Raw genomic sequence first — 23,420 nt, 5'->3', positions numbered from 1 at the left:
GAGGAAAGGAAGGGTGACAGGTGATATGACACAAAAAGAAAAAGGCTTCACCCTGATTGAAGTCGTTGCAGCTCTCGTCATTTTCTCGATCGCGATTCTATTATTCAGCAATTTTTTTGTAAAAGGCTACAGTCTTTCCAAGAAGCAGGATAATCGGATGATCGCGCTGAATCTAGCACGACAAACTGCCGAAGAATGGAAAAGCGAAGCAGGTATGGTTACGTCATCCACTACAGTCAATGGAGTGACAATTGAGGCAGGCACACCCGTTACATATGACGAAATAAAAAAGTTCAAAGGGCAGACCATTACAATAAATGCAGGAGCGCCGCTCAGCATTAACGGACGCAGCTATTTACAAGAGGTAGCAATTAGCGCTCTTGATCCAGATACTGCCCACCAGCTTTTACTGCTGACCATTACCGTACGTGATGCGAATCACCCAGACGATGTACTGACTGTGCTGCACACGGGCGTTCCGGAGAAAGGGTGAGCGCGATGCGACATATACATGTGCCACACGATGAACGCGGGTTGACTCTAATTGAAGTGCTAGCAGCACTGACCATCTTTTTTGCAATTCTGTTGCCGCTCACCTCGGTCTATACGAAAGGGGTTTCCTTGTACGCCACCACCCGGACCCAAACCGATCTGCGCAATGAAGCGGATTTTGTACTGGGCGATATCATGCGTACACTGCGTGAACATCGGGAGCCAGATAACCCGGTCAATGGTAGTCCGGTCTCTTCATTTGAACTGGAGAACTATCCGTCTGATTCAGAAGAGACACTAAGACGAATCTTCTCTCACAGACTGGCAGGTGGCATGATGGATGAGACAGCAAGATCTGCTGTCCAAAATGCTGCACTTGTCTACTATCGCAGCGTGAAGCTTGTGTCCCGTGATCCAAATAACCAGGACGAGGAAAAAATTACGCAATCGTCCGTCTCCCGCGTCGGCTACGTGCTATCCGAAACGCTGCCAGCAGGTACAAACGGACTGTATCAGCGCTTCCCGATCCAGGATGACCGCTATCTCATTGATGGCCTGTTTGAGATGACCACAGATGGCAGCCAGAAGCTGATCGTCTATTTACTCATTGCACCGAGAGGCGAGCAGATCACAACAAGTGATGGGGAAATAACTCAATTTCGCACCGTTGAGGATGTAGAAGCAGAGTTGAATCGTCTGAGGGACGCAAACGAAAACAAACTCCCAGGCTACATTCACCTGGTTCGCACCGAGTTTGCTGTGAATGATTTGATAAGAGGGTGAGTTCATGATACAACATCGGGAAAAAGGTGCCGCACTACTAACCGTTCTATTTATTCTCATCTTGCTTACCTTGCTTGGCTTTTCACTGGCTTCCTACATGATGCAAGGAGCAAAGCAACGGGCAGTAGCAGATGATGAAGTCGAAGGCAAAATGCTTGCTGATACAGGACTAATGTATTTGCAATCGTATATGGAGAAAGAAGCAAAGTTCGGAGCAGACGGAAAACCGCTCGCTGATCATGACGTACTGGCCTTGCTAGATAACGTAGCCAGACGTAATGATCCCCCGGATATAAAAAATATAAACGCTCAACAACTAGCCTACCAAGTAACCTGGCTTCCTCAAAGAGAAGTACCAGGTGATCAAGGTGGTTTCGGCATTGCCTATGTCTCAAACGACGCAGCCGCAAGCGGACAGAATGATGTGATTGGTGCGGTGACAGACCCAACCAAGCCAAGCCAGCCGTATGTGCGCAAGCTGCGCCTGTATATTGTCGGCATTCCAGCTCGGGCTGCAGCAGACAATAGAAACGGACAGAAGCGCGTGCTGCTGACTGCGACCGCGTATATCAACACCATCGATGCTCCATTCCGCTTTGCGGTCAGTACGCCGGGAGATTTGCGCTTGTTCGGTGGAAGTAACATTATCGGAGATGTCACGGCTGGTAATCTCGTAACAAGCACCCAGCACCTGTACAGCCAGAATGGCGTCTGGCAGATCGATCCTGGAAACAGCGGCACGCAGTCGTATATCGAAGGACGCGCTGTATTCAATAACCAGGCAGGAAAGCTTTATCAAGTTCCTTCACTGCCTACAGCGGGTGGAACCGATAAGCCAAACCTCGACTCTACGACCAAAAATGAAATAAACGATTTCTCGCGCTCTTCGCTGGCATCGCACAGTATTTTTACGCCACATGCGCTACCAGACAATGAGACCGTGTTGAATGCAAAATCAACCACGCCGTATATTCCAGGCTATGATATTCCGACTTTCTCTCGTAATGCAAGCCTGAAACAGAAATTATCACTTGGCAGTATCGCTTCCTATATGGCCAAACAGGAAACAGCCAATGGAATCAATTCTTTCTCAGTGACAGAACCGGCAGTTGACCTGATAAGCGGAATGAACTCAGGTGATCCTGCCCGCTACAAGACACGCCCGCTTGCCCTTGAAGTCCCTGTCAACGATAGCGATGCACTCGAACCAATTGATATCAGGCAGACAACCGCAGATGGGAAGCTTGTGATTGCCTCCGATTATGCGAAAGACAGCGCAGCCATTCCGCTTACTGTTCGCTTGACTGGAAACAGCCTAATCGGAAAAGCAGACCGGATTTTTGTCGGCCCAACCGATTCTACTAAGCTCGCTACTGTAGAGATGGGACGTACCGGCTCATTCAAGCAAACACCGGATGATTCAGGAGAGCCGTTTACTTTTGATGGGGTGATCTACATTCATGGCAATCTTGATATTGTCGGGGATATTAAAATCAACGGAGCAATTTATGTAGACGGGGATGTCGTCATTCGGGAAGCCGGAAATATAGACTCCGATACTGGGAAGAAAAACAATCTTGCCATTATTTCTACCGGCAAGATTACTCTCACCGATCGGTACCTCGATCGGGATAACCCGGGTCAAGTGGGAAAGTGGACAGATACTTCTACCAACGGTAAGGCTTCACCCATACTATCTGCCTTTCTGTATTCGGAAAATAATCTGGAGCTATACTCGCATGACTCCTTCAACTGGATTGTCGGCGGACTTGCGACAAGTGCCAATTATATTGAGCTAAACACGAAGCGGGAAGATTCTCAAGATGATAAAACGGGCGGGGCCGCCCGGCTGGTTGTCCAGTTCAACCGCGGCATTTTTGAACGACCGACTCCTGGCCTTCCGGTTGGAAGCAGCTACTCGCTTGATGTGTATGACGTGTATTATTCACCGCTACCGGATGAACTCCATCTAGTCTTCTAACAAATACATCACTCTACGACAAAGAAGCTGTCCCAAAAGCCAAAACATGGCGAGCGGGACAGCTTCTTGTCTACATTGCTACTTTAAATTTTCTTTTGCCTTCACATTGAACGGAAGCTGTACTGAGAATGTTCGGTCTTTTGCGATTGGTTGACCCAGAACGGTAACCTGAAGTTTAGCTACCACATTTGCATCTAGCGTATACTCACCTGATGTTCCAGCTGTCTTGAAAAGCTGACTCGTTTTAATCGCTTTATTGAATGGCATTATGCCCCCAGTTGGCAGCACTAATTTACTCCTAAATGGATTCGCACTACTCCCCTTTGTTTGAACCGTATACGATCCATCTATAATTGTAATACTTGCTCCCATATCCTTTAAGTCGGCTGGTATGTTTTCTTCATATGAAACCGCAATCTGAGCCGCCCTATTCTCAGATGCAGGCACCGCACTCGCGGTCACTTTCAGGAAATCATCCGGTATAGGAATGTTCGGTGCTCCTATAACGCTGATATGCTCCTGGGCAGATCCAAGCCCACCTGGCTGAACGGCTGTGATGTATATGAGTTTTGCAAAGTCTCCTTTCGGTACGATAAACTCATACGTTTTATCTGCCGATGTCGGAATTCCGTGCGCAAAAGCATCATGTAATGTAGTCCCTGTCTCATATGGAGGAATCGTTGTATCCTCGGTTCGTTTAAACCACTGCGTTTCCTCATTTGCCGCATTGCTAGGGACATCAATAATATTTTTTGTCGGTTTAACCTTGACGATCGCGAATTGATTATCGATAATTTTCGCCTCTACAGTAAATTCCGGAATCAGCATATTCTTACTTACCGTAACCTGGCACTGTGCGTATGCATGACTGTCTGCTACCCAGGTTGTAATGATCGCGGTTCCTTCGCTGGCTGCTGTTGTAAGCTTTCCGCCCCCGTCAACTGTAACAACAGCCGGATTGCTCGACGACCAGAGCAAATTTTGATTTGGTGCTTCTGGCGGTGTCACTTTCGGGACGAGTGTCGCCGATCCGTTCACGTTCATCGATATGGTAGAACGATCAAGTGTCACACGCATGACGTATACCACACACGTGGCTTCCTGTCCGCCGTCCGCGGTTTTTGCTGTAATCGTAGCTGTCGTACCTGGCATAAGAGCTCGAATGGTCCCATTCTGATCGACTGATACCCAATCCGGGTGATCACTGGACCAGCTAACTTTTTTATTTGTTGCATTTACTGGAAAAACATTTGGCACCAGTGTTGTCGTATTTACCGGTTTAACTTTCGGCTCATTGTTTGGCGCTGTATCTGTTGTGAGTTGTACATATGGTGGCAGGCTAATTCCTTTCACAGGCACTGGTATCACCGTAACTTCACACGTATCCGTTAACGTTCGGCCATCCGCCGTTTTGATCGTAGCCCGCAGTATGGCTTTTCCCGGATTTAATCCCTTAATAACCACCGTTCCACCTGTCTGACTCGTAATCTCCGCTATCGTGGTGTTTGACTGCCAATCCCATACGACATTCTTTGCCATGCTCGCATCCGGTGTTACATTCGCAAACAACGTCTGCATATCGCCAACCTGAATCGTGGTCGGCTTCGGACTAATCTGAATGCCGGTTACGTCGGACTCCGCATTCAGGATGAGCGCCGGGAATTTTGCTTCTACATTCGGTGTTTTATCGAGATCCGTATATGAAAGCTTCGAATCGGCAAGCACATACTTCTCGGCTTTTGTCGGTTTTACTTTCAACTCAAAAGCAAGTCCGTCACCGTCCGCCTTATACGTCCCATCTGCTTGCTTTCGGTAGACAATATTATCGAATGTTTTCGTTACCGTATAGCCAGTATTCACCGTTCCCGTACGACTAAATCCTGCGGGTACAGTTACTTCCACACCTGCTGGGAACGTCTCTCGGAACTGGATAGATGTTACCGGCATCGTATCAACACCGTTGGTCAGTTTTTCGGTAATCGGAAGTGGCGCTACTGTATAATGAACAGATGCTTCCTGTCCGGCTGCCACTTTGATCTCACGTTCTCGGTCAAGCACAAGCTTGGCGATAATCTTTTTGACGTTGACCGTCAAAATAACTGGCTCCGCCTTTGCTCCTCGCTTATCATTCGCTTCAATTTTGATCGTGAGCTTGCCACCGTTTTCCCTGATAGAAGCAGGCAGCTCGGGTAGCACATATTTCATGACAGTTCCGGTGCGGACATCCGTAAAACTGCTTGGTGCTTCCGCATTCTTTGGCGTAATATCTTCACCTTTTTCATTGTAGATGGTTACTTTCGTATCCAGGAACTGATCAGTCAAGTCAAAGTCTTCTACCTTCCAGACGATTTCAAGCGGATCGATTGTCCGAATGCTATCATTGTTTTTCGGTGTATACGCCGTAATCTCCGGACTGTGGTTTGCCCCGATAAAAGCTCGGTAAATCGTATTAACAAACAAGCGCTGTTCCTGATCCGGAAAATTCGTATTCGTATGACCGGTACCAGAATAGGTGACACTTCCTTTGGAATACGTGTAGTAATGGTTCCAGCTATCATCCTGGTCCCGCTTGCTACCGATAATGTTATACCACGGCACAACCGTTTCATCTTCCAAATCGAGTGTGTAATATTGATTATGCGTTGTATTTACCGCTACATTATCTCCAAGCTGGAATGGATACTGATTGATCATCCCGTCATTCATTTTCTTCGTAATTTTGGATGTATTCGGTGCACCATATCCAAGGTCAGTCATCGGTGCAATCTGTCCAGTATCATACATAAAATATTTCACCCAGTTGTTCCCTGTCCTAAAAATCGTATCGTGTGTAAACATAACGCCCTGTCCAGTGGCGATGAATGTTTTCACCGCTTTGGCTGCCTCTTCGCTTATTGCTGCATTATTATACGAATCGGCAAAACCAAAAATGAGCATGTCGTAGTTCCCGTTAAGGTTTTTATATTCGGTATTATTAAATTCGCTCATCGATTTCACAGTTATTTTAATCTTGTAATCGGGATTGTTCGGATCATTGAGGTAGTTAGCTTTCATGTTATTTGTATTTAATAGACTACTAGCCAGATTGTTATCTTGGGTAACCTGGAGTGTCCGCACTTCCACGGCACGGTCACGGAAACGGAAGACACCCGTTTCATATGTTTTCAAATGCGTATCCATATCCTCAATTTCCAGCTTCCAATAACGCATCCCGGAATATCCACGCGTTAGCGTATAATTCAGTTCTCCGGTTGCCGAAGAAAGCGGGACAGACGCCAGCATCTCAGACGCTTCATACTTCTTGTCAAAGTTCATATCAAGATAAAGATTGACTCTTGCCTTATGCGAGGCAAATTTCTTATCATAATCCCCGATCTGATAGCCAAATGATACAGTATCTCCCGGCTTATATATGGTAGAGGATCCTTTCATATAATCATCCGGCGTTTTAGTCATTTCCACATGCGGTCGCTTTAACGTATTGATATCTATCGATTGAATGAATGCTAGCGCATCTGCCGCTTTCGTTACCACTTTCACGTTTGCGACTGGATTTGTTTTATACGTATAGAAGTTAGCCTTGAGCTTGCTCGCATTATCTTTGAAAATGTCTTCATGTAATACGACCGGCTGTCCTTTTTCAATAAATTTTTCGCGAATTTCTTTTGCTTTCAGATTCGTAATATCATTCATAACTGCTTTCGTATCGTGGTCTTTCCCCTGTACGCCTTTTGTCGAGTATGGGCCACTAGCAATACCACTAGCAATATAAATGACGTCATACTTGCCATCCAGCTCCTCCCGCAACGCTACAAACTTTTTCATGCTTATTGTCGTTACTACATAGCTGTTACCCAGATTACCTAGTTCAGAAGGCACACCCGTTTCTTCTCCACTGCTGTCTACATTCTTCTTGTCTGTAATCTCAAGCACACGTATCTTCGTCGTGTCGTCTGCCCAAATGTAGCTGATCCCTGCAAGCAGTCCACCTACGATCAAAAGCACCGCCATCATCAAACTTAGAACCCGTCGTGACAATCCCCTCATTCTTCCTCCCCTGCCTTTCTTTATCAAAGGACATACTACCTATATCATACGACAGAAAGCCTCCCTGTGCTATATAGCAACCAGGAAGGCTTTCTACATTTTTCTACTATTTTTGTTCTAAAACCGTCACAAACTGTTCCGCAACTTTCCAGATATCACCTGCGCCCATCGTAATCACCAGATCCCCTGATTGTGCCAGCTTCTCAAGCTCGGCTACTACTTCTTCTTTCGTAGCGATATAACGGGCTTTTTCATTGCTGTTCTGACGAATGAGTTCAACCAGTTTCGCAGCACTTACACCTTCGATTTCCGGGTCATTGGCCGGCGAATAAATATCGACAATGATCACTTCGTCCGCTTCCTTGAACGCTTTACTGAACGCATCCAGCAGGAAGAACGTACGCGTGTATCGCTGCGGTTGGAAAATCGCCACAATGCGACGATTCGTCGACCGGGATGCTTCAAGCGTCGCCTCGATCTCTGTCGGATGGTGAGCGTAATCATCCACGACAAGAATGTCGTTCACCTCTCCAATCACCTGGAAGCGGCGCTTCGCTCCCCGAAACGCGATAATCGTCTGAACGATCGCTTCAAATGTGAGTCCGGCTTCGAGACAAACTGCTGTTGTAGCAAGCGCATTATACACATTATGCATGCCCGGCACGGACAGCTTCATTCTGCCCAGCAACTGCCCTTTATGCAGCACATCAAAAGAGACAGTTCGATCACCCGGTTCAATGTTGGCAGCCGTATAATCCGCATTGCGTTCAATGCCGTATGTAAGGAACGATACGCTGCCCTGTTGTGCGTCAATCATTTCACGAACATATCCGTCATCGACACATACAATCGCCTTTCCATCCGCTTTTACTTGCGAGAGGAATTGGCGGTATGCTTTTTTCAGATTTTCAAAGTCACTGTCATAGTTTTCAAGATGGTCCGGCTCGATATTAGTTACGACCGCGATGTGTGGGAAATATTCAAGGAACGTGCCATCGCTCTCATCCGCTTCGGCTACGACATACTCTCCCGCTCCCGCGCGCGCATTGCTACCAATGTCCATAATTTCGCCGCCAATGATGTAAGTCGGGTCCGCCCCGGCTTTTTCCATCACAAGCGCAATCATCGAGGACGTTGTTGTCTTACCGTGTGCACCCGCAACCGCGATCCCTTTCTTCTCATTGAGCAGACGGCCGAGCATTTGAGAACGGTGAATAAGCGGGATTGCCTGTTCTTTTGCCGCTGCCAGCTCCACATTGTCTTTTGGAATGTCGGTGGAGTACACAACTACATCGGCGTTTGCGACGTTTTCCGCCCGATGCCCGATGAATACGTGCGCCCCTTTTTTCTGCAACTTGTCTGTCAGTTCTTTGCGTGCCACGTCCGAGCCTGTTACATGGCAACCCATGTCCAGCATCACCCGGGCGATGGCGCTCATTCCATACCCGCCAATGCCGATAAAATGAACGTGTTCACGTTTCGTTGATTCCTGCTGTCTTTGTTCCTGTGTGTCCATCTTATTCATCACCAGCTTTCCTAGTTTGTTTCCATCCGTTCCGTACATCCGAAATAAAATAAAGAGAGCCCGCTGCCAGAATCACATCCTCCGGCGCAGCATCGACACAGGCCTCTTCCCATGCTTCTATACCGTTTTCGTATACGTGCACCGGAATCCCTGGTACCGCCTGCCGGAATGCGGCCGCGATTTTCTCTGGTTCCGCTGCCCGTGGATGACCCGTGCGTGCCACCCATACTTCTCCGCAGGCAGGGGCTAGTTCCGCCACCATCTGCGAGTACTCCTTGTCGCCAAGTGCTGAGAACACAAGTCGAATCCGCTGCCCCGGATAGTAGTCATCCAAGGTCTGTTTTAATGCTTTTATCCCATCTACATTATGCGCCCCGTCAAAAATCATGTCAGGTTTTTCCGCCACACGCTCGAAACGCCCTGGCCACGTAGCACGAGCCAGACCGTTTCGCATATGATCGTCATCGACATACAGCGCATAATAGCTGCGCAGCACCTGAAGTGTCATCAGTGCTGCGGCAGCATTGTCCGCCTGGTGGGCACCATACAGACCAAGCCCACTGTTTTCAAGGCGACCAAACGGACCCGTGAAGGTTAGATGTTCCCTTCCCTCTGCCAGTTGACGTTCCGCTGTATACTCGCATCCGGCACGATACATCGTCGCCTTCCTTGCCTGCGCCGTCTCTTCTAACACAGCGAGAGCATCTGGGTGCATGCGGCCCATAATAACCGGGACACCACTTTTGATGATGCCAGCTTTTTCCCGGGCAATGTCCGCTCTTGTTTCGCCCAGTATATTCATATGATCCAGTCCGACGTTCGTAATAATGGAAGCCAGTGGATGCACAATGTTAGTCGAATCCAGTCGTCCACCAAGACCTGTTTCCCAGATGACAATATCGGGGTAGGTAACCGTGGCGAAATAAAGCAGTGCCAGCGCGGTCACGACTTCGAATTCAGTCGGTGTCCCCACTTCATGGTTCCGCATCTCTTCTACAATCGGACGAATTCGCTCAATTAACCCGAGCAATTCTTCGGTTGTAATCGGGGTGCCATTGTAGCGAATGCGCGAGTGAAACGTTTCAATATAAGGTGACGTAAACATTCCTGTATCCTGTCCTGCTTCTCGTAGGATCGCATCCAGAAACGCCGCCGTTGATCCTTTGCCATTCGTGCCTGCGATATGAATAAACTTAAGGCGACGCTCGGGATGCCCGAGCGCCTCCATTAAATATTCCATACGTTCAAGACCCGGGCGGATGGAGAATCGCTCCAGTCCACCGAGCCATGACAGCGCCTCATGTAGCGCGTGCTGTTCCACGTTCGATCACCCTCTGAGTTCCTGGATACGGGCAGCTACTTTCGCCTGCTTGTCCAGGTAATCGGCTTCTTTGGCACGCTCCTGCTCGATTACTTGAGCCGGTGCTTTTGCTACGAAGCCCTGATTCGATAGTTTCTTCTGTACGCGTTCCACCTCAGCGTCCAGTGCTTTTAATTCTTTTTCAAGACGAGCGATTTCCTGCTCGATGTCGATCAGACCTGCAAGCGGCAAATAAAGCTCCGCCCCTGTTACAACAGCAGACATCGCTTTGTCTGGCGCGGTAATATCCGTACCAATCGTTAACACTTCTGGATTGCAGAAACGTTCGATATACGGTTTGCCACTTTCAAGGTGTGCCAGTGTTTCGGCATCATTCGCTTTGACGATCAGCTCGATTTTTTTGCTCATCGGCACATTTACTTCCGCACGAATGTTGCGCACGCTGCGGATGATGCCCATGAGAAGCTCCATCTGCTTCACCGCTTCTTCATTCTCAAGCGCAGCATCTGCCTGTGGCCATTCGGCTACGATCAGACTCTCGCCTTGATGCGGCAGGTGCTGCCAGATCTCTTCTGTAATAAACGGCATGAACGGATGCAACAGACGCATTGTACGGTCAAGCACGTACGCAAGAACCGAACGAGTTGTTTTCTTCGCTGCTTCGTCATCGCCATACAGCGGCAGCTTCGCCACCTCGATGTACCAATCGCACAGCTCGTCCCATACGAAGTTGTACAGTACCCGGCCCACTTCACCGTATTCAAACGTATCCAGCAGGCGTGTTGTATCTTTGATCGTTTCGTTCAGGCGATGCAAAATCCATTTGTCCGCAATGCCCAGGTTTTGCGTAATATCGATTTCGTCATATGTGAAGCCTTCCATGTTCATCAGAGCAAAACGGGAGGCATTCCAGATTTTATTAGCAAAGTTACGGGAAGATTCTACACGTTCCCAGCGGAAGCGCTGGTCATTCCCCGGCGTGCAACCTGTTGCCAGCATGTAGCGCATTGCATCCGCCCCATACTGCTCGATGACTTCCATCGGGTCAACCCCGTTGCCAAGCGACTTGGACATTTTACGCCCTTCCGCATCGCGTACGAGACCTGTAATGAGTACATGTTCGAACGGCTTCTGATCGGTAAATTCAAGCGCGGTAAAGATCATGCGTGCAACCCAGAAATAAATAATATCATAACCGGTTACGAGTACATCGGTCGGATAGAAATGCTTCATGTCTTCTGTTGCATCCGGCCAGCCAAGTGTGGAGAACGGCCAGAGTGCGGAGCTGAACCATGTATCCAGTACGTCTGTATCTTGTGTTAAATGCTTACTGCCGCATTTCGGACATTCAGTAATGTCTTCGCTCGATACGGTCATCTCACCGCATTCGCAGTACCATGCCGGGATACGGTGGCCCCACCAGAGCTGACGAGAAATACACCAGTCACGCACGTTCTCGATCCAGTGCAGATAAATTTTTTCGAAACGGTCTGGTACGAACTGCACACCTGTATTGGACTTCTGTGCTTCAATCGCCCGTTCAGCAAGTGGTCCCATTTTTACGAACCATTGGGTGGACAAATACGGCTCGACAACCGCGCCACTGCGCTCACTATGACCAACCGAATGCATGTGCTCTTCGATTTTGAACAGGATTTCTTGCTCCTGCATATCACGCACGATGTTTTTGCGGCACTCAAAGCGGTCCTGTCCCTGGTATGCGCCTGCGTTTTCGTTCATTTTGCCGGATTCGTCCATAACAAGAATTTGCGGCAGGTTGTGGCGCAGACCGAGTTCGAAGTCGTTCGGGTCGTGAGCTGGTGTGATTTTTACGGCACCGCTTCCGAATTCGCGGTCTACATAGTCGTCCGCCACAATTGGAATTTCGCGTCCAACGAACGGTACGACAACGTTTTTGCCGATCAGATCTTGATAGCGTTCATCTTCTGGATGAACCGCAACAGCCGTATCACCAAGCATCGTCTCTGGACGAGTCGTTGCGACTTCGATATACCCACTTCCATCTACAAGCGGGTAGCGCAGGTGGTAAAGCGCCCCCTGTACATCTTTGTATTCTACTTCAATGTCTGAGAGCGCCGTGCGGGTAGCCGGGTCCCAGTTAATGATGTATTTGCCACGATAGATTAAACCTTTTTCATACAGGCGGATAAATACTTCACGCACCGCACGGGACAATCCTTCATCAAGCGTAAAACGCTCGCGGCTATAATCAAGCGACAGCCCCATTTTGGTCCACTGCTTGCGGATTATGCTCGCATAATGTTCTTTCCAATCCCATACTTTCTCTACGAATTTCTCACGACCAAGATCATGGCGGCTAATGCCTTCTTCACGCAGCTTACCTTCCACACGCGCCTGCGTTGCGATTCCAGCATGGTCCATCCCTGGCAACCAGAGTGCATCATAGCCCTGCATGCGTTTGAAGCGGATCATAATATCTTGCAGTGTGTTATTTAGCGCATGGCCAATATGTAGATTACCCGTAACGTTCGGCGGTGGGATTACGATAGTGAACGGCTTCTTATCCGGATTGCGCTCCGCTTTGAAGTAGCCGTTGTCGCGCCAGTACGGATACCATTTTGCTTCCGTCTGTTTCGGTTCATATTTGGTTGGCATTTGCAATTCATTTTGCTCGTTTGACATCTATACATAACCTCCTGCTTCTTCTTTCTAAAAATAAAAAAGCCCCTCATCCTGCAAAGGACGAGGAGCGTATCTCGCGGTACCACCTTTGTTAGCTCGCGCAACACCTGTACATGTTCAAGCACGCGAACTCTCTTACATTACGATAACGGGTAAAACCCGGTATGCCCTACTCGAATCGTTCGGGCACACGGCTCCAGGGCTACCTTCTATCATTACATCCATGCGGCCTTCCACCTTTGGTCCGCTCTCTGGTATGGCATCATGATATACTCTTCCCCTTCAACACCTAATGCATATTCACTTTACATGCATTATCCATTGTACCCAGTTCGCCGTGAAATAGTCAATACACGCCTTATGGTTCCACGCACCCTTCGTAGGTTCCTGCGTATACTGAACTCAACAGTTCCTATGAAAGAAGGTGCCTCTCATGTGGAAAAGCCGCTGGCGCTGCCATCCCTGGTATATTAAAATCCGCTTTGGCGCCCTGCAGCTGCTTGTGCCGTTCATCGTGTTTCAATTCGTTCGTACTGTCATTCTACCGACTTCCGTCGATGTCATTCTGCTTGCTCTTCTTTCCCTGCTATATGCCGCCGTTCTGCTTGATTGGCTATAGGCCGCATCCCGATCGGGAGCGGCCTATTTCTCAATAATCTCAAATGCAAACTGCTGCATATCAAACAAACGCGTAAGCTGCCTGCGCCATATATGCGCCCATCTCGCCGTTTCAGATTGGTCCACTTCCGCTGTCTCCAGGCAGTTTTTCGCCACTCTCATCATCGGTTCCGGATACAGCAGATAACAGGAAAGAAGCTGTCGTTCCGTTTCTGACAGCTGTCGTTCCGCTTCATACGCACCCAACCAGCGACGGCCAAGTCGAACATTCCAGCCCGCATCTTCTCCACAGTGCCGCACACAAACTGTCAGATCACGTACAGCTCCATCATACCCCGCCCGCTCAAATCCTGTGAGGTACAACTGCCGCCTATTTTGTCCGGTCGCCAGGACATAGCCAGAACGCAGTCGTCCATGGCAAAGAACATGGGGAATTTCTCCGTCCGCTGACATATCGGATATCGCACGCTCAAGCCGCTCAATCGCTCGTTCCACCATGGACATCACATACGACTCACTTTCGCATACAAGTAAGCCGAATGCTCCACCCTTCTGATGACGGACATACTGGTGAGCCAGTTCTCGCACAGCATTCATTCCATCCAGCCATCGCTTTCGAACCACGGATGGTGCCAGCCCGGGCGTGCTCGCTTCCTGGGCGGCAGCCGCACTAACCTGATGAATCTGTCCAAGCTGGCGCATCACCTGCCGCTCCCAGCCAGGCACATCCCGCACAGAGCAGACCGGCTGTATCCAGGGCTGCAAAACATACCGGCCATCTGCTACCGAAACGACGGATTCTCCATACTTGGTTATCCCATACGGAATGACCCTTCGAATGCCTGACTGCCGCAACCGTCGTAACCAGCCGCCCGCAAAGACAAGCTGCTCCTCCGATTCCGTCTGTCGACTCAATCGAAACATTCCCCGGTTCGTTTGAACCTTCCAAACATGATTTCCTTTCGCTTCTACGTCAAGCAGCGTAAGATCATATTCGTATAAAATATGACGGACCCATTCCATCAGCCCGTCTCCTTCCGCCTTCGATGCATCTCGCCGAGCAACTGCTCCCGCTGTACCTGTTTGACAAGAGCATCTCGAACTCGTTCGTACAGGTCCGGCTGAAACGGTTCTTCTATTGCCGTAAGTACAGCATATGGATAGGCAAGCAGCGCCTCCACGTAATTCCATTCTGCTTCCGTCATCGTCCGCTGTGCAAAATAAGCATCGAGAAATACTGCAACGCTCTCCATCCCATCGTATATAATGATTTGCTCCAGCAGCGATACCGTGTCCTCATGGCGCGGCACAAGCACCGGATTGTGCAATCCCGTTACGTACCATTCCCCTTCCCAGTACACAAGCGAAGACAAATCAACAAAAGCGAACGAAAGCGGGAGAACCTCTTCTTCCACTCCGCTTCCTTTGTACAGCTCTTCTGCCCGCCGTATCCGTTCGCTACTGCGTGTAATATTGTACATGAGCCACCGTGTATCTTTGGTGGACGGCTCCGAAGCAATCTGATTAATGGCCGCATGAATGTTCCTACATGCACTATGAAGACGAGTCGCCGTAATCATCCCTTTTTTGCGGTAACGCCCACGATAATAAACCGTTCTCTCATCAAAAAACGCATGAATCTGCCCAAGAACCCGACCGATGATCCGATATCCTTCCTGCCGCAGCTGGTCGTCATCGAGCCAGCTCTTCTCCTCTTCCCACCAGTCAAACAATGCGCAACAACCGATGCTATCTGTAATCCAGTGCGCACCGGAACGAGTCGCCAGGTACCGCTGAACAGAACGAAATCCTGTCCGTACAAGGTACTCGCGCCAGCTATGTGACCAGCGCAGCAAATTTTCATCCGGACAGTACAGCACCGCCTTACAGCCCCTGTCCGTCTGGATTATCCATCCGCCGTCTGCCTGCTTTACTTCGTCGATACTAAAGGGGTATTCTTCGAGATGACTGCGGAAAATTTCTGCATGCAGATTCATCTTTCTCTCCCCTTCCACTCTATCCTCTCACAGGAATATACAACACTTGCCCTCTGGCTACAGTAGAATTCGTATGCAAACCATTCGCTTCCGCTACTTCTGCCGCAGTAATGTTGTAACGATCAGCAATTTCTTCAAGCGTTTCGTCCTTCTGTGCAATGCACATCTTCAGGCGAGCAAATGTCTCCTCCGTCTTGTTCATGAAATTCGTTAAATACAGGGCATCTTCTCGCAACGCACGTGCCGCTTTTTCTTCTTCTGCCCGGGCCTCTCTCTCTTGCTGGCTAATCCTATTCTCTTCCGCCTGTACTTCCTCAGCGCGTTTTTCCGCTTCCGCAGTTGCTGCAACCGATGATAAAAGTCCGGTTGTCACTGTTACCGGGTCCCGCCTTGTTCCTTTGAGCGTAATGGATACTTTTGCATCCTCTGGCTCCTCATCACTTTCCGGGTCCCGATCTCCTTCTAGTTCCGATCCTAGCTTCATCTCTAGGTCCCGGTTCGCTTCTGGTTCTAACTCCGGCTCTGGGTCCCGCTCCGCTTTTAGCTCCAGCTTTGGCTTCAGCTCCGGTTTTCTCTCTACTTTTAGCTCTGGCGCTGATTCTGTCAGCATCTCTTTTTCTTCGCGTACCAGTTCTCCCTCTTCTTTCACATCTGTTATATCGTCTTGCAAGGCTGGGGCATCCGTCTGCTTTCTACTGACTTCTTTCACTAACTCAGGCGGTACTTCCGCAGCCACTTCTGCCCTGTCCGGTTCCGACTTTACTATGATTTCAGATGCTGGTTCTGGCGTAAATGAAATCGGCTCTGGTACTATTTCCTGCTTCACTTCCGGTTCTTGTTCTTCTTCCTGTACGGGAGGCTGTATGATCTCTGCCGAAACGAGTTCAATCTGCGGATTCGGGTCTGGATCGGACTCCTCTTTCTGAACTGCCTGCACGGTCGTTACATCCTTTTGCAAGGATGGCGCATCCGTCTGTTTTCGACTGACTTCTTCCACTAATTCAGGTGGTACTTCCGCAGCCGCTTCTGTCCTGTCAGGTTTCGGCTTTATTATGATTTCAGGTATTAGTTCTGAGACTGGTTCAGGTGCTGGTTCTGGCGTAAATGAAATCAGCTCTGGTACTATTTCCTGCTTCGCTTCCGGTTCTTGTTCTTCTGCCTGTTCCTGAAGTCCCTCCTCTTCCGTCTCCTGCATCGGAAGGGTATACTCAAACGATGTCGGTATCACATGAGTCTCCATTTCAGGCTGCCGGACCGACGTTTGTTGAATTCCATTGAGGACAAGCTCAGCTGTAATGGTCAATTTTCTTGCGGATTGAATATCATAATCAAATGCTGAGATCGCCGCATACAAGTCGTCCATTGCGCTGATCTTATCGCGAGCAATCCGAATATGAACTGGAATTTTTTGTTCAAATGGGGTTGTTTCGCTTTCTGATGGGAAATCATCCGGATCCATAGCAAATGGATTAAACACAACAGAATCGACGTATCCTGTCAGTGGAACGCCGTTTTCATTTTCAGGAATATCAGGGAACTTAGGTGGACGCCCGGTGTACGTGCCTTCGAGCTTCAAATATCCAGAGACAATGACTTCATCCACTACTTCTTCAATGTGAATGTTCGGTGTTAATTCTATTTCATCGATCTGTTCGATTTCATTCTGATCCTGGGGAATAAAGATCGAATGCTGCACCGGAAATGCCAGAACGGCTTTACGATTGTTCTGCATGATACGTATTTCCTCCCTCCTCGTAATGCTTTCTGTAAAATATATAGAGAAGGAAAGGCGGATATTACAAGAAAAAAAGGACACGATGCGATAATAGAGCGCACCATGTCCTTTTTCATATGATTATTGTTCTACTGTTTCCGTCTGCGTCAGAATGCTAATGATCTCATCTGCTACATTCTCACTCAGCGAAAGCTGCGATGTGAAGCCTACGCAGGAACAGTTCATCTCACCAAGAATATACGTATCGTTACCATTCTCGTCTGTATCCAGAATAAAATCGGCTGTCCAGATCAACGGCAGGTCATATCCGCCCAGACGCTCCGTAATCATCGGTAGCGTCGACATAAACGAATGAACCAGATCCGCCCAATCTTCCGGCTCATCGTAGCGATACTGCGCTCCAGAGAAAAGTGTCGCTGAGAAAGCATCTGCACTATCCGCCGGCTTCTTATGCACGACGTTAACCGGAGTCTTATTGAGCATGAGCAGACGAATCTCGCCTTCTTTAATACGCGGTAGGAATGGCATATCTACCAGCATGCCATTCTCCCCTACAATATACTGCTCGCAGAACGTCATGAACGCTTCGAGATCGTGCTCTTCCACATGGTTGTCTTTTGCTTCTGTGCAGCGAACGGTTGCTGTGAGCGGCACTTCAGAAGCATCACCAATCTCACTGATCAACTGCACTCGCCAGATTCCTTCCCCGGTCGATCCCCGATTCTGCTTGAGAACACGCTCGCCATTCTTAAGCACCTTCGGGAAATTCTCCTTGAAGGAGTCAATGTCATAGTAGGCATACGTATCTTCCGGTACGAGCGCTGTTTCGCGCAGTTTGACAAGCGCATCCTTGGCACCATATCCAATCATCGCTTCCGGATGTGGCATGCCTTTCACACCATGCTCACACAGGTCGCGTAGCATCTGGAAATAAATAGCTTCGCTCTTTAAATTTCCCGGATTAATGCGGCTTACATACGCATCCGCTGACTTGGCTACCTGTTCGAAAATCTCATCTTTCTTCTCATCGGAATAAAAAATCACTTCAGCAGTCCAGCCACGCGCCTCAAGCGATTTGACCATTGGCATTGTATCGGCACGGTGTCCATCCGGTCCTTTATCCGTTCCTCCTACGACTTCGAAAAAGACAACATGTTTCTTCATTCGCAACTCTCCCTTTTGTAATGTGTTGGATAAGTATGAAGGCATTGAAGTCTAGCAAGATGAGAGACTCTAGATGCGCACTTCTTTCTCTATCTTCCCATACTTTCTAGCATTAATAAATAGAAAAGTGAAATAATTCACAAATAGTTCAATACTAATTTTTGGGTAGTAAAAAAGGAAGAGGATTACATCCCCCTCCTTACATCTATCCATTTCATTTACAGCTGTTTGAGTGCATTGTAGTTCGCTTCAATTGTCCGTTCAATATCTTCGTCTGTATGAGCAGTTGAGAGGAACATCCCTTCAAACTGAGATGGCGGCAAAGAAATGCCTTGATCCATCATCAGACGGAAGTATTTTGCGAACCGATCCATATTAGATGCTTTCGCTGTTTCATAGTTCACGACTGGCTGCTCTGCAAAGAACACACCGAGCATAGAACCCACACGGTTCAATTGCACTGGAATACCCGCCTCTTTCGCATTCGCCGCAAATCCTTCTTCAAGACGAGCACCGATGTCTTCAAGTCGCTCGTACACACCTGGCTTGCCAAGCTCAGTCAGCGTCGCAAATCCAGCAGCCATCGCCAATGGATTACCGGACAGTGTACCAGCCTGATAAACTGGGCCATCCGGTGCGATCTGGCGCATGATTTCTTCCTTGCCACCATATGCGCCAACCGGAAGTCCGCCGCCGATCACTTTACCCATCGTCGTCAAATCCGGTGTAATGCCAAAACGTGACTGTGCACAACCACGATGAACACGGAAGCCCGTCATAACTTCATCAAAAATCAGAAGCGCACCGTATTCAGTAGTTAGCTCACGCAAGCCTTCATGGAAGCCCGGAACCGGCGGAACGATCCCCATATTGCCCGCAACCGGCTCAACAATTACAGCCGCCAGTTCATGGCCGAACTTCTCAAATACCAGCTTAGCACTTGCCAGATCATTATACGGTACAGTGATCGTATGCGTTGCTACGGATGACGGTACACCCGGGCTGTCCGGCAAACCAAGCGTAGCAACACCAGAACCCGCTTTAATCAGGAGACTGTCGCCGTGACCGTGATAGCAACCTTCAAATTTCATAATTTTATCGCGTCCTGTATAGCCGCGTGCCAGACGCAGGGCACTCATCGTCGCTTCTGTTCCGGAGTTTACCATACGGACAACTTCTACAGATGGCACGATATCACATACGAGCTTGGCCATATCCGTCTCCAGCACAGTTGGTGCGCCGAAGCTTACGCCATATTCGAGTGTTTTCTGCAATGCCTGCTGCACAACCGGGTGACAGTGCCCAAGAATAAGCGGTCCCCAGGAACCAACATAGTCTATGTATTCATTCCCGTCCACATCGTAAATTTTGGAGCCCATGCCGCGCTCCATATAGACTGGATTCATTCCAACTGATTTAAAAGCACGGACCGGGCTGTTTACACCACCTGGCATATACTTCTTCGCTTCAGCAAAGCTTGCTACTGATGTTTCATATCCTTTATGCATGCCGCTTCCTCCTGTTCTGTTCCGTTCCTAGTTCTGTTCTTTCAGCCAGCGTGCCGCATCTTTCGCAGAATACGTGAGAATCATATCTGCACCCGCACGTTTTAGACCGGTCAGCATCTCAAGCGTAATCCCTTTCTCATCCACCCAGCCGCGCTGTGCAGCCGCTTTGATCATCGCGTATTCCCCGCTCACGTTGTACGCTGCTACCGGAAGATCAAAGTTATCCTTCACTTCACGGATGATGTCCATATAAGCAAGCGCCGGTTTGACCATCAGCATGTCAGCGCCTTCTGCCACGTCAGATGCTGCTTCGCGCATTGCTTCCAATCGATTGGCCGGGTCCATCTGATACGTTTTGCGGTCGCCAAATTGTGGAGTCGAGTGCGCCGCATCACGGAATGGACCGTAAAACTGAGACGCGTATTTTACTGCGTATGACATAACTGGCACATTGATGAATCCGGCGTCATCAAGACCCTGGCGAATCGCTGCAACAAACCCATCCATCATATTCGATGGCGCGATTACATCTGCGCCCGCTTGTGCCTGGGAGACAGCAGTCTTCACAAGCAATTCAAGTGAAGAATCATTATCGACATATTCATCGTGAATCATCCCGCAGTGGCCGTGATCTGTATACTGACACAGACATGTATCGGCCATTGTGACAAGCTGCGGTGCCCACTGCTTTACTTTACGCGTCGCTTGCTGCACAATCCCGTTCTCTGCATACGCCTCTCGGCCACATGCATCTTTCTCATTCGGAACTCCGAACAGAATAACCGATTGAATGCCCAGCTCAACTACTTCCTGAATTTCTTCTTCCAGACGATCAAGTGAATAATGGAACACACCTGGCATTGATGAGATTTCATGCTTTACGTTCTCGCCTTCTACCGTGAAGATCGGATAAATCAAATCGTTCGTATGAAGATACGTTTCGCGTACAAGATTGCGCATCGCCGCTGTTGTGCGCAGGCGGCGGTGACGTTGAAAATAAGCAGACATCTACTTTTCCTCCTTTTATGAGTTCCATCCGGTATAGTGGATGATTGCATCCAGCAGCCCGTCGATGCTGTATTCAACCGGCATAACATGGGCCATAAGCCCGGCCTCTTGCACCGCTTTTGCTGTCACCGGTCCGATGACGGCGAGCTTCACACAATCCAGTGCCTTACGCGCCGATTCGTCAAGTTCGGACAACAAATTTCGCACCGTAGACGGACTTGTGAATGTAATCATATCGATTTGCCCGGCATGCAGTAGCCGAACAAGTTCGGTTATATTTTCCTTCGCCTTTACCGTATCATACACGGCTGCGTCTGTCACTTCCGCCCCGAGCCTTACAAGCCCTTCCGGCAGCACGGCGCGGCCAATACGAGCCCGGGCCAATAGCACCTTATCCCCCTGATGAATCACACCGGCAAGCGAAGCAACGAGATGCTCCGCCGTGAATGTATCCGGCATATGATAGACAGGAATCCCTCGCGCCTCAAGTGCCGCAGCTGTTTTCGATCCGACTGCCGCAATACGTGGCGGAAGGGGAATATGTGTCAGTCCAAGCTTCTCCTGCTTATCAAAGAAAAAAGCGACCCCGTTTACACTGGTAAAAAATAGCCAGTCAAAGGAGTCAAGCTTCTGTAAGGCTTCATCAATCAGGCGAGAATCAGTCGGCGATACGGTACGAATCACCGGACAGGCAATCGCTGTACCGCCAAGCTTCTCAATTCGCGTACTGAAATCATGCGCCTGATTCGCCGCACGCGTGACAACGATGCGCCGTCCTGCTAGCGGGTAGCCCGGTTTCATGATTCATTCGCCTGCTGTACACGCGCTAAAATATCCGCAGCCCCTTGCTCTTTTAGACGAGCAGCAAGCATATGTCCGATCTCTTCTGGACTCTCGCCACTCATTGTTTCTTTCAGAACGATTGCACCTTCCGAATCTGCTACAAGGCCAGTCAATGTGATACGATTACCTTCCATCGTTGCATATGCTGCAACCGGTACCTGACAGCTTCCTTCAATCGTTCTCAGAAAAGCTCGCTCTGCCTCAGTCGCTTTGCCTGTTGCTTCATCGTGCAAGCGTGCTAGCAAGTTGCGAACGTCCACATCATTCTCCCGACATTCAATCCCAAGCGCACCCTGCCCAACAGCTGGGAGACTTTGTTCAATCGGCAGAAACTCCGTGATTTCCCCGTTCCACTGCATGCGTTCAAGCCCTGCTGCAGCCAGAATGATCGCAGAGAAATCTTCCTCTTTTAGTTTGCGTATACGTGTATCGATGTTGCCGCGAATCGGTTTAATAACAAGGTCCGGACGCTGTGCTTTTAACTGAGCAGCACGACGCAAACTACTTGTCCCTACAATCGAGCCATCTGGTAGTTCGGCAAGTGTCTTCCCATCTTCACTAATCAATACATCCCGTGCATCGACACGCTTCGGTACGCAGCCGACCATAAGCCCTTCCGGTAGCTCTGCCGGCATATCTTTCATGCTGTGCACCGCCAGATCAATTTCCCCGTCTAAGAGGGCTTGTTCAATTTCTTTGACAAACAATCCTTTACCGCCGACTTTCGACAGCGTTACATCCAGAATTTTATCTCCTTTGGTGACAATCTTCTTGATCTCAAATTCAAATGGGAGTCCAAAACTTTTCAATTGTTCAATCACCCAGTTTGTCTGCGTAAGCGCAAGTGCGCTCTGACGAGAACCTACAATAATTTTTCTCATGTTCGTCACAATCCTTTCTAAAGCCACTGATGAAATGAAGATACAGAACCAGAAATCAGATAATTTACGAGAACAAGCATAAACGTTCCTGCATTCCATAGTGCCAGCTTACGTCCTGCCCAGCCGTATGTGACTCTCTGGTACAAATACAGCGAGTAGGCAATCAGCACGCCGACAGACATTAACACTTTCGGGTCAATCCAAAAATCTCCCGGCACTTTAAGGTGTGCCCAAATCGTGCCCAGAATAATTGCGAGCAAAAGAAGCGGAACACCGGCCATGTTCAGTCGATACGAATACAAATCAAGCAAGCCCAGTCCAGGAAGCCTGTGCAGCCACTTGTTCCACATCTTCTGCTTGAGCATCCGGTCTTCTACCAGATACATAAGCGAAAAAATAAACGAGAGCGAGAACGCTCCATAGCTTACAAATGCGATGCTAACATGAATAAACAACAACTCCGAGGTTAACCGTTCAGCTACCATCGGCGATGCATTCTGATTCGCAAAAAAGTTAATCGCCAGCACCGAAAATCCAATTACATTGGTAAAAAAAACAAGTAGGTCAATTCTAAAAAAATAGTTAATCACAAGCGACATCGTGACAAGAATCCATGAATAGAAAAAGAGCGTCTCAAACAACGTCAATACAGGAAAGTATTCTTTCTCCATCATACTGATACCAAAAAAGACGCTTTGCAGCGCCCAAACAACAGCAAGAAGCCAGAAGGCTGTACGGTTCACCTTCCGGCTGCGATTTATAAAATCCGCAAAATACAGCAAAATGCTGCAAGCATAAATGTAAATGATGGCGTCGTAAATCAAGCTTTCATGAAGCAATGGACATAACTCCT

Annotated in this window: 17 protein-coding genes and 1 other annotated feature; of the genes, 4 read left to right on the top strand and 13 right to left on the bottom strand. The window is 48.8% G+C overall.

From position 1 onward, the window contains the following. Window positions 1-25: 25 nt before the first annotated feature. From CB4_RS05740 to CB4_RS05730, 3 genes are read left to right on the top strand one after another with little or no spacing between them, the layout of a single operon-like run. Window positions 26-493, top strand: a complete 468-nt coding sequence (locus CB4_RS05740) for a type IV pilus modification PilV family protein (protein ID WP_157737813.1) — start codon at window positions 26-28, stop codon at window positions 491-493. Window positions 494-498: 5 nt separating this feature from the next. Further along, window positions 499-1,275, top strand: coding sequence for a PilW family protein (locus CB4_RS05735; protein WP_096463971.1), 777 nt, complete (start codon window positions 499-501; stop codon window positions 1,273-1,275). A gap of 4 nt (window positions 1,276-1,279) precedes the next feature. Continuing rightward, window positions 1,280-3,256, top strand: coding sequence for a hypothetical protein (locus CB4_RS05730; protein WP_096463970.1), 1,977 nt, complete (start codon window positions 1,280-1,282; stop codon window positions 3,254-3,256). A 78-nt stretch (window positions 3,257-3,334) separates the two neighbouring features. Here CB4_RS05730 and CB4_RS05725 read toward each other — a convergent pair whose 3' ends face one another. From CB4_RS05725 to CB4_RS05710, 4 genes are all read right to left on the bottom strand, one after another. Continuing rightward, on the bottom strand, window positions 3,335-7,303 hold the full coding sequence (locus tag CB4_RS05725) for an Ig-like domain-containing protein (protein ID WP_096463969.1): 3,969 nt from the start codon (window positions 7,301-7,303) through the stop codon (window positions 3,335-3,337). 106 nt (window positions 7,304-7,409) lie between these two features. Then, window positions 7,410-8,828 (bottom strand): UDP-N-acetylmuramate--L-alanine ligase, encoded by a 1,419-nt coding sequence (gene murC / locus CB4_RS05720; protein ID WP_231956156.1) that lies wholly within the window; start codon window positions 8,826-8,828, stop codon window positions 7,410-7,412. Beyond that, entirely contained in the window at window positions 8,821-10,149 is a 1,329-nt protein-coding gene (locus CB4_RS05715; protein ID WP_096463968.1) for a bifunctional folylpolyglutamate synthase/dihydrofolate synthase, read from the bottom strand. The genes murC and CB4_RS05715 overlap by 8 nt, the downstream gene beginning before the upstream one ends. Before the next feature lie 6 nt (window positions 10,150-10,155). Beyond that, the gene (locus CB4_RS05710) at window positions 10,156-12,813 is read right to left on the bottom strand and encodes a valine--tRNA ligase (RefSeq protein WP_096463967.1); all 2,658 of its coding nucleotides are present in this window, start codon (window positions 12,811-12,813) and stop codon (window positions 10,156-10,158) included. Between the two features lie 53 nt (window positions 12,814-12,866). Continuing rightward, window positions 12,867-13,108 (bottom strand) — a binding site (T-box leader). A gap of 138 nt (window positions 13,109-13,246) precedes the next feature. Here CB4_RS05710 and CB4_RS05705 point away from each other — a divergent pair. Then, on the top strand, window positions 13,247-13,432 hold the full coding sequence (locus CB4_RS05705; RefSeq protein ID WP_096463966.1) for a hypothetical protein: 186 nt from the start codon (window positions 13,247-13,249) through the stop codon (window positions 13,430-13,432). A 23-nt stretch (window positions 13,433-13,455) separates the two neighbouring features. Here the strand turns inward: CB4_RS05705 and CB4_RS05700 are convergent, their stop codons facing one another. From CB4_RS05700 to CB4_RS05665, 9 genes are all read right to left on the bottom strand, one after another. Continuing rightward, entirely contained in the window at window positions 13,456-14,454 is a 999-nt protein-coding gene (locus CB4_RS05700; RefSeq protein ID WP_157737811.1) for a phosphotransferase, read from the bottom strand. Continuing rightward, window positions 14,454-15,428, bottom strand: coding sequence for a hypothetical protein (locus CB4_RS20840; RefSeq protein WP_157737809.1), 975 nt, complete (start codon window positions 15,426-15,428; stop codon window positions 14,454-14,456). The genes CB4_RS05700 and CB4_RS20840 overlap by 1 nt, the downstream gene beginning before the upstream one ends. 19 nt (window positions 15,429-15,447) lie before the next feature. Further along, window positions 15,448-17,160 (bottom strand): LysM peptidoglycan-binding domain-containing protein, encoded by a 1,713-nt coding sequence (locus CB4_RS05695; RefSeq protein ID WP_096463964.1) that lies wholly within the window; start codon window positions 17,158-17,160, stop codon window positions 15,448-15,450. A gap of 123 nt (window positions 17,161-17,283) precedes the next feature. Continuing rightward, entirely contained in the window at window positions 17,284-18,327 is a 1,044-nt protein-coding gene (locus tag CB4_RS05690) for a Cj0069 family protein (protein WP_096463963.1), read from the bottom strand. Between the two features lie 218 nt (window positions 18,328-18,545). Continuing rightward, on the bottom strand, window positions 18,546-19,835 hold the full coding sequence (gene hemL / locus CB4_RS05685; RefSeq protein ID WP_096463962.1) for a glutamate-1-semialdehyde 2,1-aminomutase: 1,290 nt from the start codon (window positions 19,833-19,835) through the stop codon (window positions 18,546-18,548). Between the two features lie 27 nt (window positions 19,836-19,862). Next, complete coding sequence (gene hemB / locus CB4_RS05680) at window positions 19,863-20,843, bottom strand: porphobilinogen synthase (protein WP_096463961.1); 981 nt, start codon at window positions 20,841-20,843, stop codon at window positions 19,863-19,865. A gap of 15 nt (window positions 20,844-20,858) precedes the next feature. Further along, the gene (locus CB4_RS05675) at window positions 20,859-21,644 is read right to left on the bottom strand and encodes a uroporphyrinogen-III synthase (RefSeq protein ID WP_096463960.1); all 786 of its coding nucleotides are present in this window, start codon (window positions 21,642-21,644) and stop codon (window positions 20,859-20,861) included. Next, on the bottom strand, window positions 21,641-22,567 hold the full coding sequence (hemC, locus tag CB4_RS05670) for a hydroxymethylbilane synthase (RefSeq protein WP_096463959.1): 927 nt from the start codon (window positions 22,565-22,567) through the stop codon (window positions 21,641-21,643). Before hemC ends, CB4_RS05675 begins: the two co-directional genes overlap by 4 nt. Before the next feature lie 17 nt (window positions 22,568-22,584). Next, window positions 22,585-23,406, bottom strand: coding sequence for a cytochrome C assembly family protein (locus CB4_RS05665; protein ID WP_096463958.1), 822 nt, complete (start codon window positions 23,404-23,406; stop codon window positions 22,585-22,587). Between the last annotated feature and the right edge of the window lie 14 nt (window positions 23,407-23,420).

Source organism: Aneurinibacillus soli (genome assembly GCF_002355375.1).
GTDB classification, from domain to species: domain Bacteria; phylum Bacillota; class Bacilli; order Aneurinibacillales; family Aneurinibacillaceae; genus Aneurinibacillus; species Aneurinibacillus soli.
Note: the sequence above shows the minus strand (reverse complement) of the source record. Positions and strands in the feature narration are given on the sequence as shown.